The sequence below is a fragment of the Microcoleus sp. AT9b-C3 genome (genome assembly GCF_036705485.1).
Classification (GTDB): Bacteria; Cyanobacteriota; Cyanobacteriia; order Cyanobacteriales; family Microcoleaceae; genus Microcoleus.
Genome location: NZ_JAUBUR010000044.1, coordinates 33,967 through 49,693, shown reverse-complemented (window position 1 = coordinate 49,693; position 15,727 = coordinate 33,967). Strand labels below are relative to the sequence as shown.

The 15,727-nt window shown below is 47.8% G+C and carries 5 protein-coding genes; 1 reads left to right on the top strand and 4 read right to left on the bottom strand.

The annotated features are described in order from the left end of the window. Window positions 1-209 precede the first annotated feature (209 nt). The 4 genes from QUB77_RS27360 to QUB77_RS27345 all read right to left on the bottom strand — a co-directional run bounded on the left by QUB77_RS27360 (window position 210) and on the right by QUB77_RS27345 (window position 11,683). Window positions 210-1,541 carry a response regulator gene (locus tag QUB77_RS27360; RefSeq protein ID WP_333179533.1) on the bottom strand — a complete coding sequence of 444 codons (1,332 nt, stop codon included), beginning with the start codon at window positions 1,539-1,541 and terminating at the stop codon, window positions 210-212. A gap of 105 nt (window positions 1,542-1,646) precedes the next feature. Next, window positions 1,647-5,777, bottom strand: coding sequence for an ATP-binding protein (locus tag QUB77_RS27355; protein ID WP_333179531.1), 4,131 nt, complete (start codon window positions 5,775-5,777; stop codon window positions 1,647-1,649). Between the two features lie 72 nt (window positions 5,778-5,849). Beyond that, window positions 5,850-6,026, bottom strand: a complete 177-nt coding sequence (locus tag QUB77_RS27350) for a hypothetical protein (protein WP_333179529.1) — start codon at window positions 6,024-6,026, stop codon at window positions 5,850-5,852. A 152-nt stretch (window positions 6,027-6,178) separates the two neighbouring features. Continuing rightward, window positions 6,179-11,683 (bottom strand): PAS domain S-box protein, encoded by a 5,505-nt coding sequence (locus QUB77_RS27345; RefSeq protein ID WP_333179526.1) that lies wholly within the window; start codon window positions 11,681-11,683, stop codon window positions 6,179-6,181. A 229-nt stretch (window positions 11,684-11,912) separates the two neighbouring features. Between QUB77_RS27345 and QUB77_RS27340 the strand changes: the two genes are divergently transcribed. After that, entirely contained in the window at window positions 11,913-15,725 is a 3,813-nt protein-coding gene (locus QUB77_RS27340; RefSeq protein WP_333179524.1) for a sugar-binding domain-containing protein, read from the top strand. Window positions 15,726-15,727 lie beyond the last annotated feature (2 nt).

Sequence of the window (15,727 nt, the reverse complement as noted above, 5' to 3'; positions counted from 1 at the left end):
CAGGAACCTCGCTCTGTCTTGAAAGCTAAACTGCGAACGTGATTAAGCCTTTTTCAGTGCCATTGGACTAAAGTCCTCACTACAAACTTATAACATTTTAAGATTTATAGCAACCGCCACAGCCGGCGCGGACATAAATAACCTCATGAATAGAGCCGATACCCGTCAAGCATAAATGGTTTGATTCCCGTACTGTCAACTGTCAACTGTCAACTGTCAACTGCTTTAAGAGATATCGGAATCTGCAAAATTAACTCGGTTCCTCGGCCCGGAGCAGAAATACAACTGATTTGACCTCGATGTTTTTCCACTACAATATCGTGACTGATTGCCAACCCTAATCCAGTACCGCGGCCTACAGGCTTCGTAGTAAAAAATGGGTCAAATATCTGGTGGCGCACTTCCTCACTCATCCCACAACCGTTATCGGCAATGTTAATCACAACGGATTGAGTGTTTTGAGTGGCTAATATTGAATCGTGATTGTGCAGCGCAGCTTCTGACTCAAAACCTACTGAAGTGCTGATGGTAATTTTGCGGGGAGACGATTGATTTTCCAGGGCATCAATAGCATTAGTTAGCAGGTTCATGAATACTTGATTTAACTCACTGGCGTAACAGGGGACTCTGGGCAGTTGGCTGTAGTGTTTAATGACCTCAATCTCACCAGCTTTGTGTGAGCCCTTCAGTCGGTGTTGCAAAATAACTAAAGTATTGTCAATGCCTTCATTAATATCGACTCGCTTGTACTTTTGTTCGCCAAGGTGGGAGAATTTCCGCAAAGACATCACAATTTCACTAATCCGAGAAGCACCCTCTGTCATCGAATTCAGCAGTTTTGGATAATCCTCTGCGATGAATTCGGGTTGAATCTCATCCAATTCGCCGATAATTTCTGCAACTGGGTGGGGGTAGTAATGTCGGTACAATTCAACGAGGCGAAGCAAATCTCGCGCATAGTCGGCCGCTAGAGCAATATTGCCGTAGATAAAGCTGACGGGATTGTTGATTTCGTGAGCAATTCCTGCCGCTAGCTGACCTAAAGAAGCCATTTTTTCCTTCTGTACTAACTGAGCTTGAGTTTTCTTTAGTTCAGTGACGGTTTGTTCGAGTTCCTTGGCATAGGATTGTGTTTGCTGGAACAACTGGCGCTGCACGAGTTGATTTGAAACGCGGGCCAAAACTTCTAGTTCGTGAAACGGTTTTGTGATATAATCTATACCACCAACTTCAAAGGCTTTGACTTTATCAAACACTTCATTTAAAGCACTGATAAAAATAACTGGAATGTCCTTGGTTGTGGGAGAAGCTTTCAATGCTTGGCAGACTTTGTAGCCGTCCATACCGGGCATCATGATGTCGAGCAAAATCAAGTCAGGAGGAGTTAACTCGATCGACCGCAGCGCTAGTTTGCCGTCGGGTGCGGTGCGTGTTTTGTACCCTTGCTGCGAGAGTATTTGAGCTAAAAGTTGCAAATTAGCCGGAATATCATCAACAATTAAAATATTCCCTTTTATGACGGGAGTTGATTCGTAATTCATATCTAGTGCTGTAAAATAACCTTTATAGGTTTGTAGTGAGTACGATCGCCCGATCGCGTTTTAGGAGGACGATCGTACTCACTACAAACCTATCTCATATCCTTATTATTTTGGTTCGGGATGGATGAGAGCTAGTATTTGATTGAACTGAAACTCGTTAGCCAATGTGGCTAGAGCGCTAGCTAAAGCGTCATTGCGATCGCGAATTTGCTCAATGTGGCTCAGAATTAACTCTAAATCGCACTCAATTGTGGCTTTCTCTAAAGCTGCCAGCCAGTCTGTGGGTAAAGCTGCCAGACTCTCTGGAGTCGGAGCCTCAATTTGAGTTGAATCGGGAACACTCTCCGGTTCACCGTAAATGTAACGCACTCCCAGATGTTTGTGCAGGGTCGCAAAAATTTCTGTATCTCGAAAGGGTTTGTGGATAAAGTCATCGCAATCATCTGATACAGTAACGGTTGGCGCTTCCTCGGCGTTACTGGCACTCACGGCAATAATTGCCGTAGCTTGACCTTTAACGGTGGCTTTAATGCGTTTGGTCGCTTCATGTCCATCCATCACGGGCATCCACATATCCATAAAAATTAAGTGTGGCTCAAAACTCGACCACATTTCAATAGCTTCCATGCCGTTGGTGGCTTCTTGGAGTTCAAAGTTAAAGGCAGCGAGGAGTTCGATCAGCAGTTGGCGGTTGTCCGATCGATCGTCCACAATCAAAATACGATAGCGTGGCTGGTTGCGTTCCAGCGCTATCACCCGACGCAGTGGCTGTACGGGTTGAGTCGCCGGGGCATCAACGGCGCTGACGGCGAGATCAAACGCGAAGGTGGTGCCGCGTCCTACTTCACTGCGTACAGTAATCACGCCGCCCATCAGCTTGATAAACTGTTGGCTGATAGCCAGTCCCAAGCCTGTTCCTTGCTGAGATTTTGTTCCTGTTTTGGTTTGCACAAAGGCTTGAAAAAGTTTATCTAACTCATCAGCAGCTATGCCGGAGCCAGTGTCTTCTATTTCAAAATGTAATTGGTAATTACTGATTAGTAATTCCCGATCTTCACCCTCCTTAACCGCACTTACTCTTACCCTAATTTCTCCTTCTTTCGTAAACTTAATGGCGTTCGAGAGGAGATTGATTAAAACTTGGCGCAACTTAAGTTGATCTGTTTGCACATATTCGGGAACTTCGCTCGAGCACTCAAATATTAACTGCAATTGTTGCTCCCTTGCCTGCAGTTGAAACATCTCTTCCAAATCGTTCAACAGGCTGCTTAATTGAAAGTCTGTTGGGTTGATTGTAATGCGTCCCGCCTCTATTTTGGCTAAATCTAATATTTGATTAATTAGAGCGAGCAAGTGTTCTCCGCTGCGGTTGATAATGCGGATATTTTCCTGTTGTTCGCGAGTGAGGTTGGTAGAGCGCTGCATCAATTGGGAGAATCCCAGAATTGCGTTGAGCGGGGTGCGGAGTTCGTGGCTCATATTTGCTAGGAAAGTGCTTTTGGCAAGGTTGGCAGCTTCTGCGGCCCAGGCGGCTTGTTGAAGCTGTACTGCTTGCTGTTGAGTGGCTTCGAGCAATTGAGCTTGTTGTAAGGCGACTCCCAATTGAGTGCTAATTTGCAGCCCAATATTGATTTCTGCTTCGCGCCAAGTGCGGGGGCCAGAATTTTGATAGCTGGCGAGCAAACCCCAAAGTTGACTGCCACAAAATATGGGGAAAATAACGTAGGCTTGAGCTTGAAATTGTTTTAAAAGTTCTAGGTAACAAGGACTCAACCCAGCGCTGTATATGTCTTCAATTATGCGGTAAGGAACGCCTATAGCGTACATACCGCCTTGATGTTTTTGTAGATAGGTATCCAGCACTGGTGTACCGCCGGCTTGCATAGTTTTCACGGTACAGCGAGAGTCTTCGACGAGAGTGTTTGGCACATTAAAATCGTCGGGTTGTTGCATCAGAGATATCCAGCCGGCAGCCATTGACTCGGCAACAAATTCCCCACTCCAATCAGGATTAAAGCGATAGATACCGACACGATCGCATTTTAGGGTTTGTCGCAGTTCAGAGGTTGTGGTTTTGAAGATGGTGTCAATATCTAAGGATTGACGGATGCGATCGATCGATCGGGCGATGGCTTGTTCTCCCTGGGCGCTTTCTCGCAAAGCTGACTCGGCTTGTTTGCGATCGCTAATATCCAAAACAGTGCCGAACAAACGGATCAACTGCCCTTTTTCATCATAAACCGGTTTCCCTCGAACTTCAATGTAACTGAGCGAGCCATCTCTTCGGATCAGCCGCAGATCAATTTCAAAGCTTTGCCCCGACATAGCTTGCTGGCGCACCATTGCCAGATAGCGAGATCGATCTTCTGGATGAAAACGTTCGATTAATTGTTCGGTTGGCAGCGGTTTTTGAGTCGGATCGAGCTCATAAATGCGATATAGTTCCTCACTCCAAGTAGTTCTTTTTGTGGCGATATCGTGTTCCCAACTGCCAATACGGGCAATTTTTTGGGCTTCCAGCAGTCGGGCTTCCGCCAACTGGCGATCGCTAATGTCGCGCGCTACCCAAACTGCAGAGCTATCCGACAGCGGCGAAATTTTAGCAGCAAACCAAACTTCTTGGTTATTAATCTGCAGACAGTAATCAAAACTAATAGTTTGTTGAGCTTCCAATGCCTGTATAACTTGAGCGAAATAAATCTCCGCGTTTTCCTCATCAAAAAATTGTTCGATGATGGAGTCGATCTGATTCGTGTGATAGTTGTATTGAAAAATCCCTTTTGTAGGTATAATTTGGATAGTTTCTTCTTGCACATCAAAAAGCAATACAATATCTGTAATAGACTCAAATATTTTCACAAATTGCTCAGTAGAAGTGTAAAGTTTTTGTTCGAGCAATTTGCGATCGGAAATTTCAGATTGTAAGAGTTCCTTAGCACCAGCTAAGGCGTAGCTACGTTCGGCAACTTCGGTTTCTAAAGTGCGATTGTAGTCGCTTAAGATTTTTTCAGAATGTTTGCGCGGTGCGATGTTATAAAAAGCATTGATAGCATAAATAATGTTTCCGCCTTCGTCGAAAAGGGGTGTGGCGCGCACCTCAAAAGGAATAAATTTCCCATCTCGATAAAGTTCTATATCTTCAAGGAATACTGTTTCGCCGCGCAGTGCTCGGAATGCAGGCAGTTCTTGAGTTGGATACGGCTGGTTTTGGCGGTACATTTGATAAACTTCTACTGCTTCTTCTAGAGTCGAATCGGGGATAGTTTCTACGCCGAGCCAATGCTTGGCAGTTTGGTTGAAGTAAACGACTTTACCGGAGGCATCGTGGATAGATACTCCCGCCGGTATGGCTTCGAGAAATTGCTGGAGTTGGCTCTCTCTTTGCGCTAAAGCTTCATTTAAAGATTTTTGGTCTGCAAAAGCCTGTTGCAGTTGCGCTGCCATAAAATTGAAGGAATTGGCGAGATCTCCGACTTCATCCCAGCGTCTAATTTCTAAAGGTTGATCCCATTTTCCTTTTGCCACATTTTTGGTAGCGGTATTCAAACGCATAATTGGCTTTGTTACCCAACGGGAAGTCAACAATCCGATCGCGATCGCCAGCGGCAGTGTACCGGCCAATAACCACAATGTATTGCGCGTATTTGCTTGAATCGGCCCCACGAAATCAGACTCTGGCACCACCACCACAATCAACCAATCCAAACCACGGACATCTCGGTAGGGAGTGACGCGGACAAACTGCCTATCGCCCTTGTTCGCCAGGGTAAATTTCTCGGTTGTTTGCAACGTACGGAAGTTGCCAAAGCGGTTGGCGAGTTGTCTAGCAATATCTCGCGTTCGGGAATCCTTGCTGTTGGTGGCTAGTAATGGCGCCGGTTGCTTTTTTGCGGGCGTCACCAAGGGGGTTTCTAGTGTGGATGTGGCAATCAGATTGCCCGATCGATCCATAATAAAAGTTTGTCCTGAAGCCGAGAATTGCAGCCTAGCCAAAAAGCTATTGATTGCCGAGGGCCCATTATTATCCGTGAGGCGATCGCTAATCCGTTCTCCTACTTGTTCGATTAACTGATGCGCTACATCTTCGACTGATTCCTGACTACTTTTGAAAGAAAGATAGCCCACTAGCCCAACTATACTTACCGTTTGCAAAACTAACGGAACAATCAGAACCGTTCGCAGCGGCAGCTTGCTGAAAAATTTGGCGGTTAGGCGGTTGAAGTGATAAATGGGCATGGGCGTAAACCAATTGCGCTGATAATCGTATTTTAACTGCTGTAGCGTGCCTTTCCCGGCAATTGGCGCGCCCTAAAAACTGGGAAAATTGCCGCCTGGTTCAATACAGCCAACTACCAGCGAAGATTGGACGCGGATGGGAAAATTTGCTTCTGTTAGTTCTGTTTCTAGCTGTTGGAAATTTGATTCATTTTTACTTGCAAAAACAGTTATTAATTTTTTAAGTGCTTTGTGTTTATAGGCAATCATCTTGTTAATGAAAAGCCAGCGGGGGCGGGTTTATGAGATTGTAGATTAGGGGAAATTATTATTGGTGAAGCCGCCCCTAAAAGATTTAACATCATACAAATCCGAATCAAACGGAAATGATATTATTTGTGGGTTCATCGAACCCGATCGCCCTAATGCAAATTTTTTAACTTGGCTAAAACGGTGGCAAAGAGAGCGGGTTCGATCGGCTTTGTTAAGTGTTCGTTGTAACCAGTGGCGATCGCCTGATCGCGGTCTTCTTCGCTAGCATAAGCTGTCAGCGCCACGGCCGGCAAGCGCTTGATTTTGTCTGATTCGGACGATCGCACTTTGCCGATCAGCGAGTAGCCGTCCTCAACGGGCATACCGATATCACTAACTAAAATATCCGGCGGCGACTGCTGTAAAATGTCGATCGCCTCCGCAGCCGAAGCAACCGCAGTCGCAGTCGCCCCGCACTGTTCCAGGGCAACAATCAAAAACTCGCGGTTGTCGGGCTCGTCGTCAACTACCAACACCTTTAAACCAGTCAAAATACCCGGAGGCGTTGGATTGGATTTCCTTTCTCCTCTCAACTGGGACTGCTTACTCCGAGGCTGTTTGAATGGCAGTGTCACCGTAAATGTCGCACCCTGGTCTTTACCGGGACTTTGCGCAGTCACAGTGCCCCCGTGGAGTTGCACCAAGTGCTCGACGATCGCCAATCCCAGTCCCAAACCGCCCTCAGCCTTAGTTTTCGAGGCGTCTGCTTGTCGGAAGCGATCGAACACGTAGGGCAGAAAATCAGCAGGAATGCCCTTTCCGGTATCGCTGACAGTAATTTGCACGTAATTGGGTGATGAGGAATCGCTAACAGCCACCGCAGACAAGCGCAGTTGGACATTTCCCCCCGAAGGCGTAAACTTCACGGCGTTAATCAGCAAATTCCACACTACCTGCTGCAACCTCTGGGCGTCGCCCCACATCAAGCCGACTGCGGGGTCAAGTTCTAACGAAACGGTGACAGACTTGGCCTCGGCTGCCAAACGAACTGAATTATGAGCCGCCTCGATCGTCCTTACCATGTAGAACCAGCCGGGTTTCAGGGCCAGCTTGCCTTGAATAATCCGGGAAACGTCGAGCAAATCTTCCACTAGCTGGATCTGCACCTTCGACTGACGCTCGATGGCTTCCAAACCCGAAGCTAATTTATCTTGGTTGTAGGGGTGGGCGCGCAGGATCTGTGCCCACCCCTGAATCACATTTATAGGCGTTCGCAATTCGTGGGAAAGAGAGTCTAGAAACTCGTCTTTCCGGCGGCTGATCGCTTCTGCTTCCGCCCGGGCGGCCTGTTCGCGATCGAGCAACTGAGCGCGTTGGGCCTCGACTTGCTTGCGATCGCTAATGTCGGCGATGATCGACATACAGTTGATATTGCCGTTGCTGTCGCGGACTGGAGTTGCCCACAAACTGATGTCGATCGAGCTGCCGTCTTTCCTTTGGCGGTGGGTTTCCATGCCGGCGATCGCATTTCCTTCGCGAATTTTTTTCAAATTAGCCGTGAATTCCTCCCGCTTGTCTGCGGGAAGGCAGGGCACAAATTGACCTACGGCTTCTGATTCATGCCAGCCAAAAATCCTCTCGGCGGCTGGGTTCCACATTTTCACAGTGCCGTCGTCGCAGTCCAAAAGGGTAATTGCTAGGGGACAAGCCTGAATCAAGGCTTCTAAAGTTTGATGGATGTGCGATCGCGCTGCTTCTGCTTGTTTGCGAGCGGTGATATCGACGTTCACCCCGATCATCCGCAAAGGCAAACCGATCTCGTCCTGAAACACCTTAGCCCTGCAAGCAATCCAGCCCACGCTTTTGTCCGGGCGGCAGATGCGGAACTCTATGTTTAATTCCTCCCCGGACACCGCCGCAGCTTTTACCTGCTGTTGAGTCAAAGCGCGATCGTCTGGATGCACCATTTCCACCCAACTTTGATAGCTGTCGATACCGCCGATCGGCAGCCCGTACAAAGCCTCTAACTCCGGCGTACACGCGATATCGCCAGTTTGGACGTTCCATTCAAAAGTTCCGATTTTGCCTGCTTGCTGAGCGATTTGCAGCCGTTCTTGATTGTGTTTGAGTTCGGCCTCCACCCGCGAGATTTCGGTCAAGTCGATGTAGAATGCGACGATCGTCTCTGGTTCGCGATCGTCCGGGGACAGAGTGGTTCCGCCCATCAGAATCGGCACGCGGCTGCCATCTTTGCGGATGTACTCTTTCTTGAAAGGAGTTGCGACTCCCTTAGCCCGCAGTTCCCCGACCGCCTGGGCGTCTAGGTGCAGGTATTCGGGGGGGGTCATAATGTCCCACCGCATTTGACCCGATAGCAACTCTGAGCGGGTGTAGCCGACCATGTTGAGCAGGGATTGGTTGGCGTAGGCGATGCGGCCGCTAAAATCGCCGATCGCGACTCCAAAAATATTTGACTCGAACAGCCGCCGGAATATGGCTTCGCTTTGCTGCATTACCCGTTTTGCTTGTTTGCGATCGGTAATTTCGGCAATCACGGTGCTGACTCCCAGCAGTGTTCCTGATTCATCGCTCACTGGGTAAAAGCTGATTTGCCAATCCCGCAAAACTCCCGGCTGTTGCTTGGTTTCGGCCTTAACTTCCAAGTCGAGCACGGGGGTTTGCGTCGCCAGCACTTGACGGTAAATCCGCTCTACCATATCGGCCATTTCGGGAATTACTTCTCTAACGGTGCGCCCGATGTGATCCGCGATCGATCGGCCGTTGATCGCAGCGAGGCATTCGTTCAGGCGGATGTAGCGCAAATTGGTATCGATAAAGCACAGCCCAACCGGTGTTGTCTTGTAAACTAAGTCGAGTTCTGCTAGTTGGCGGCGAATGCGTATTTCGTTTTCTCGAAGTTGATTTTGGGCTTGTTTGCGATCGGTGATATCGAGTACGAAGAATGCTCCTTTGTCTTTGCATCCTGGGAAGTTTCCGCCACCGACTAAAACTGGGAACCGCGTGCCGTCTTTGCGGAGATATTCTTTTTCAAAAGGTGTGCAACTTCCTTCTGCTTCGACTTGCGCGATGGCGACGCGATCGAGTTCTAGATATTCCGGCGCGGTAAGTTCGAGCCAGCGAATCTGTCCCGAAACTAAGTCTTCCCTTGTATATCCGATCATTTCCAGTAAGGCGTCGTTAGCGTCCGTAACTTCCCCGCTGACATCCCAGAAACCGATGCCGATCATGTTAGATTCTACCACGCTGCGGCAGCGCATTTCGCTTTCCCGCAAAGCTAATTCGGTTTGTTTTTCTGCGGTAATATCTGTGATAATTAGGCCGACTCCGATTATTTCTGCCCTTTCATTTTTTACTGGGTAGTAGTTGGCGAGCCAGTAGCCCAAATATCCCGGTTTCCCATCAGGTTCGCCGCTCATTTCTAAGTTTAAAACAGGCTGACCCGTTGCTAAAACTTGCTGAATTATCGGCGCAAATTTGGCTGCATGTTCTGGCAACAATTGCCGGAAGTCTTGGCCGAGATGCTGTTCTATAGGCAAACCGTTGAGTTCTGCTAAAACTTGATTGATACGAATGAAGCGCATTTCGCTATCCAGAAAGCAAATCGCTAGGGGAGATGCTTCTAATAGCGAGTCAATTAAGGCGAAGGATTGCGATGTTTGACATAGTGCTTCCTGTGCTTCTGTGTAAAGTCGGGCGTTGTCTAGGGCGATCGCCACGCGATATGCTAAATCTTCTAGCATTGCCAAGTCTTCTGCACTGTAGCGGCGGCCAAACTTTGACGTAAAGCAAGTGATGGAACCCATTACCCGCCCGCGGGCTTTCAGGGGTACGCAAGCGTGAGATCCGATATTGAGCGATCGCAATATTTCCATTTCTGCGGCATTTTCCGCTCCTGCTGCTAGAATCTCCTCATCCACTTCGGTAATTAGTTCGGATTTCCCGCTGCGGATTACCAGCGGATAGCCGTTAACAGCATTGTCGGCGCTCAAACTTCTGATTCTCAAGTTATTCAGAGTATCAACTATAGAGGCTTCTGCGTGAGCCGCAGCGACTCGGCGCACTTTTGAGTCGGTTTCGGTCAAATGAATGCAGCACCCGTCGGCGATCGAATTTATTGCTAATTCTGCTACCTTTTGCAGCACCGTTTCCCCGTCAAACGCATCGGCCAGCATTTTGCTGACTTCTGCTAAAAATGCCGAGCGCTGCTGTTCTATTTCCGCTTTTTCCCTTGCTGTTTGCTCGATTGTTAACTGCAATCTTTGAGCTTCTGCAAGTTTTATTTCTGTGATATCGCGGGCGACAATTAAGGCGGATTCTGGTACGCCATTTTTGTCCAATTCTGGAACTACGCGGGATTGATAACTTCGGATGCCGTTGATTGAAAAAGCCTGAAATTCGACAATTTCTTCTCGACCTGTTTCTAACACTTTGTGCAGGGTTTCATCCCACTTCTGGCACAGTTCCGGCGGCACTCCTATTTCTTGACTGGTTTTACCCAAAAAGAATGAAAGTGGTTTTCCTTGGGTTCTTGCAACTGCTTTATTGACATAAATATAACGCAGATCTTTGTCAGTGCGGATAATTACATCTGGCGTATTTTCTAGCAGCGTTCTCAGTTGCTGTTCGCTACTTGCCAAAGCTGCTTGCGCTTGTTGTCTTTCCGTGACATCTCTCACCGTGCCCACGTATCCGATGAGTTCGCCGGAGTCGGAGAACATCGGCGAGGAACAAACGTTAATCCAGCGCACAATCCCCTGTGGTGTTTGCAGGCGATACTCGATCGCATATTCCCCACCTTGCCGAGTATAATCCAGCCATCGGGCCAATACGCGAGATCTGTCTTCCGGGTGAATGCACTTCTCCCAACCGTCTCCTAAAAGTTCTGTCAAACTCAAGCCGCAAATAGCCTGACAGCGAGGGTTGGCATAGGTGTAGCGCCCCTCACAATCTGCCATAAAAATGCCGACAGGCGAACAGGAACTTAAACAGCGAAATCGTTCTTCTTGAGCTTGCAGCGCTTCTTTAGCTACTGTTAGTTCTGCTGTGCGTTGTTTGACGCGGTTTTCTAGCTTAGTGTAGGATAAAGCCAGGGCTATTTCTGCGGCTTTGCGCTCAGTAATATCAATGCCAGTCCCTATCACGTATTCCACCAAACCCTCGCCATCTATGGTCACAGTATTAGACCAAGAAATTAAGCGCTTCTCGCCGCTTTTAGAGCGCCAATTGTTTTGATATTCGCTGTTATAATTTTCGACTTTGAGGTTGGTAAAAACTGTTTTAACAGGCTCTATTTCTTCGGAAATTAAGAACAAATCCCAAACATATTTATTGATTACTTCTGCTTCCGAGTAGCCTGTAGTTTTTTCGCAAGCTTGGTTAAACCGGACAATCCGTCCTTGGCTGTCGAGAACTACAATCAAGCAAGCCGTCGTGTCAATTACTTTGGAAAAAATATTACGTTCTATTTTTAGTTCTTTTTCTGCGGACTTTAAGCCAGCATACCAAGCGATAACCGCCGCGACCAAAAGTAAGATTGCGGGAGTTGCCTGGAAGGAAAACAGTAACAGAGTTGTCAGCAGTAAAGCCGTGCCGGCACTAAATGTAGCAATACTGTAAGATTTAATGGGTAAGGGCAAGACCTCAAACTGGCTCATTTTTGTTGACCTGTAGCGATGGCGCGATCGCACTATAGCTTATGTCGATGAAACAACCTTGTTAAAACTTAGTTAAAACTAAGTATTTATTTTTTCTATACAAAACCACATTTGTGGGTCGCGTGCCATCTTCCCAGAGACAGATTGGCAGGGGGATTTATGCTGAATCAACTGCTATCATAGATCCAGGGACAAATTAGATTATCTAATTTTTGGGAGCAATAAGCTAGTGAATGACAAGCTGGCAAAAATTATTGGGTTATTTTTCGCAGCCGCCATCCTCTTTGGATTCGTCGGTTACGCGCTGCAAAATCCCAACTTCGCCAGCAACTGTGCGATATCGATCGGCTTCCCCAATCTTACCACCCTGGCCGCCGGGGCGATCGACAACAAACGATCGCAAATCTATCTCAACGGAACTTGGCAATTTGTCCCCGCCGTTGGCAACCCCCAAAACCCCCCCGTCTCCCCAAGTTGGGGTTCCATCCAAGTACCCGGAGACTGGCAAAAAGAAAACAACGAATCCGTACCCGGAATCATCACTCGCGGCAGTGGCAAAGATTGGGAAAACTTCAACAGTAAACAACTATCAAAAGCTTGGTATCAGAGAAATATAGACATTCCCGGCGACTGGACAAACCGCCGAATTTTTCTCGACTTAGCCAGAGTCAGCACCGATGCAGTCATCTTTGTCAACGGCATTAACTGCGGTGAAATCCCCTGGCCCTACGGCACTATTGAAATTACCAAAGTAGCAAAACCAGGTCAAAACACCCTATCTATTTTAGTGGTGGCAGTATCCGATGAAAAGGAAAAAGCCGTCATCATGGGCCCCACAGAAATCTACACAGAAAAATCCCAGTTGCAATCGCGGGGAATCATCGGCGAGGTACGACTTCTGAGCCTTTCCCCCGGCCCGCTGATTAGCGACGTATTCGTCCAAACTTCCACCCGAAAAAAGCAAGTTAAATTAGATGTAGAACTCAAAGACGTTACCCAAAACGGTCAAGTTGAATTAATCGCGGAAATGCTCGACGAAAAAGGCAAAGTACAACAAAAATTCACCGCAAATGCCAAGGTTCAAGCTAAACCCATTCAAACCCTACAAGTTCAGTGGAATTGGCAAAAGCCCCGTCTTTGGGATGTCGGGCAACCAAACCTTTACACCCTGCAATTAGAAGTAAAAGGCAGCGGCATAGACACGCAATACCACCAACCTTTTGGCTTCCGCGAATTTTGGATAGAAGGTCGCAAATTTTTCTTAAACGGAACCGAATTGCGGCTGCGACCCATCTTGCACTCCGAGTCTTGGCAAGGCGGGACATTAGAAGTTGCTGATAGCCTAATTGACAGCTATGTCAAAGCCGGTTTTAACATAACAGAAATGTGGCCTTGGAATCACGACGAACGGGGTAAGTGGCACTTCCGAGAGTTATTTTCCGAAAGAGCAGACCTCAAAGGTTTTCCCATTATGGCTCCCGCTTTAGACATTAGTCCTATTGCTTGGAACGGCAAGTGGAGGAATCCCCTATGGAAAAACCGCTGGAAAGACCGAATGGTGACTGAAATGCGTCGCTACCGCAATCATCCATCAGTATTAATGTGGGCGACAAGTCCTAATTTTTTCGGCAACGCTGACGACCTAAATCCGCGTCGCATCGGCAAAAGCAAAGTAGAAGGAACTCTCGGTTCCTCGGAAAACCAGCGTTTGCGGGCCAACACTCCCCTAGGAAATGACGCTATAGCTGCGATTAAATCGGCAGACCCAACCAGACGTGTGATGGTACACCAAGGCGCCAACTTCGGCGATGTTTATGCGCTAAATTCTTATTTAAATATGATTCCCTTGCAAGAACGGGAAGAGTGGATTTCTGAGTGGAGTAAAACTGGCGAAAGCCCCTACATGGCAGTCGAGTTTGGGACTCCTTTGCACGCAACGATGATGCGGGCACGCAAAGGTTTCGGTCAGGCGATTCTCAGCGAACCTTGGATGACTGAGTTTACGGCAATTTATTTGGGCAAGCAGGCTTACGAGTTGGAAACGGCCGCTTATAAATCTAAAATTCGCGAGCAGTTTGTCAGGGGTCAGGAGTATCAAAGCTGGCATTTTAAAAAAGAGTTGGATTTTGCACCAGCTTTTCAAAAGTTGCAGCAGTTATTCAGTACCAATACTTGGCGGAGTTGGCGGACTTTGGGAATGTCTGGGGGGATGATTCCTTGGAATGACGGGCATGGTTGGGAAGTTTCCGAAGCGGGCAGAAAAAAGGTGGATATTGGGGCATTTCAACCCGGTCGCCGTGGAGTTTATTTGAAGCAAGTCTCGAATAATCTTTTGAATTATTTGCAGCCCGAAGCTTACACTGTTCATCCTGGGGGCGAGGCAATTATGAATAATAATAGCTCGACTTTGGCTTGGATTGCTGGTGCTAGCCCGGTTTTTACTGCGAAAGATCACAATTTGTTTGTGGGCGGAAAACTGGCCAAGCAAGTAGTGTTAATTAACGATACGCGGGCGGCGCAAGAATTTTCGTTTGAGTGGCGAGTTGTGGTGGGGGGGAAAGAAGTAAAAAAAGGCGATAACAAAGGGATAATTGCTCCGGCAGGTACGCTATTTTTCCCAATAGACGTAAATTTGCCAAATACCGTTTCTAGCAAGGCTGACGGCGAAATACGCTTGACTGCGCGGGTGGGCGAGCGATCGCATTCTGATACATTTGCTTTCCGGGTTTTTCCCAAGCAAGCCAAAAGCAAAGATACGCTGACAATCTTCGATCCAGCGGGCAAAACCTCGGCTATGTTAAAACAGTTAGGTTATCAGCTTGTACCGTGGAATGGTTCGCAAGTTTCATCGCTATTAATTATCGGTAGGGAAGCGTTTTCTAGCGGGGAAAAATTGCCGGGAAGTTTAGAAATTTTTGTCCGAAACGGTGGCAAAGCAATTGTGTTTCCTCAGCCCAGGGAATGGCTGCAAAATACGGGTTTCCGGGTTGCTGCCCACGTCAGCCGCCGCGCTTATCCAGTTGACAGCAACCATCCGGCAATTAGCGGTTTAGACAGTGAAGATTTGCGGGATTGGGTGGGGGAAAGCACGCTGGTTGAAGCTTATCCAGATACGATCAAAACTGGCCCTAATTTGAGTCCGGCAAATAAACCTTGGTACGGCTGGCGTTGGGGAAATCGCGGCGGTGTCAGTAGCGCTTCTATTGAGAAACCGCACCGCAGCGGTTGGCGTCCCATTTTGGAATCTGAGTTTGATTTAGCTTATTCGCCGCTGATGGAATTGGATTACGGAAAAGGGCGGCTGATTTTAAACGAGTTGGATTTGGAAGACCATTATTCTGTAGATGCTGGGGCGGCGCAGTTAGTGCAACAAATTGTGAGTTACGGGATGAATTCTCCGGTACTTGGAAAACCGGATAAAGTGGTTTTAATTGGGGGAGATGGAGATGCCCAAAAGTTGGACAGTTTGGGGGTAATTTATCAGCGCGGTAGTTCGCTTTCTAATGATGTTGCTTTGGTCATTGTGGGGAGAGAAGCGAATCTGAAAGATGCAGATTTGCGCGGTTATTTGAATGCTGGCGGGAAGGCGTTTTTCTTGCCGCGTCAAGTGCCTGCTGCGGGTTTGGGTGTGGGTTTGCAGCAAGCGCAGGAGTTCGGGGGTTCGCTGGCGGTTCCGAGTTGGGATGAGGTGAAGGGGGTTAGCGCTTCAGATTTGCGATCGCGCTCTTTTTATGATACTTGGTTGATTAAGTCTGGGGGAGAAATCGGTGCTGACGGTTTGTTAAGTCGGGTAAAAGTTGGCAAGGGTGTGGCGATTTTCTCTCAGATAGAACCGGACAGTTTGAATGCTGATACTAAGACTTATTTGCGTTTTACTCGCTGGCGGCAAACCAGGGCAAATGCTCAGATTTTGGCTAATTTAGGGGCGAGTTTTAAGGCGGATGGAGATATTTTTAACGGTGGGAGTCGGGATTTTTATCACTGGGATTACAAGGCGGATTTTGAGAAGGGGGACGATCCTTATCGGTATTATCGATGGTAGAC

Coding starts and splice junctions, on each gene's coding strand:
- QUB77_RS27360 (WP_333179533.1), bottom strand. CDS start 1,541: ATGAATTACGAATCAACTCCCGTCATAAAAGGGAATATTTTAATTGTT.
- QUB77_RS27355 (WP_333179531.1), bottom strand. CDS start 5,777: ATGCCCATTTATCACTTCAACCGCCTAACCGCCAAATTTTTCAGCAAG.
- QUB77_RS27350 (WP_333179529.1), bottom strand. CDS start 6,026: ATGATTGCCTATAAACACAAAGCACTTAAAAAATTAATAACTGTTTTT.
- QUB77_RS27345 (WP_333179526.1), bottom strand. CDS start 11,683: ATGAGCCAGTTTGAGGTCTTGCCCTTACCCATTAAATCTTACAGTATT.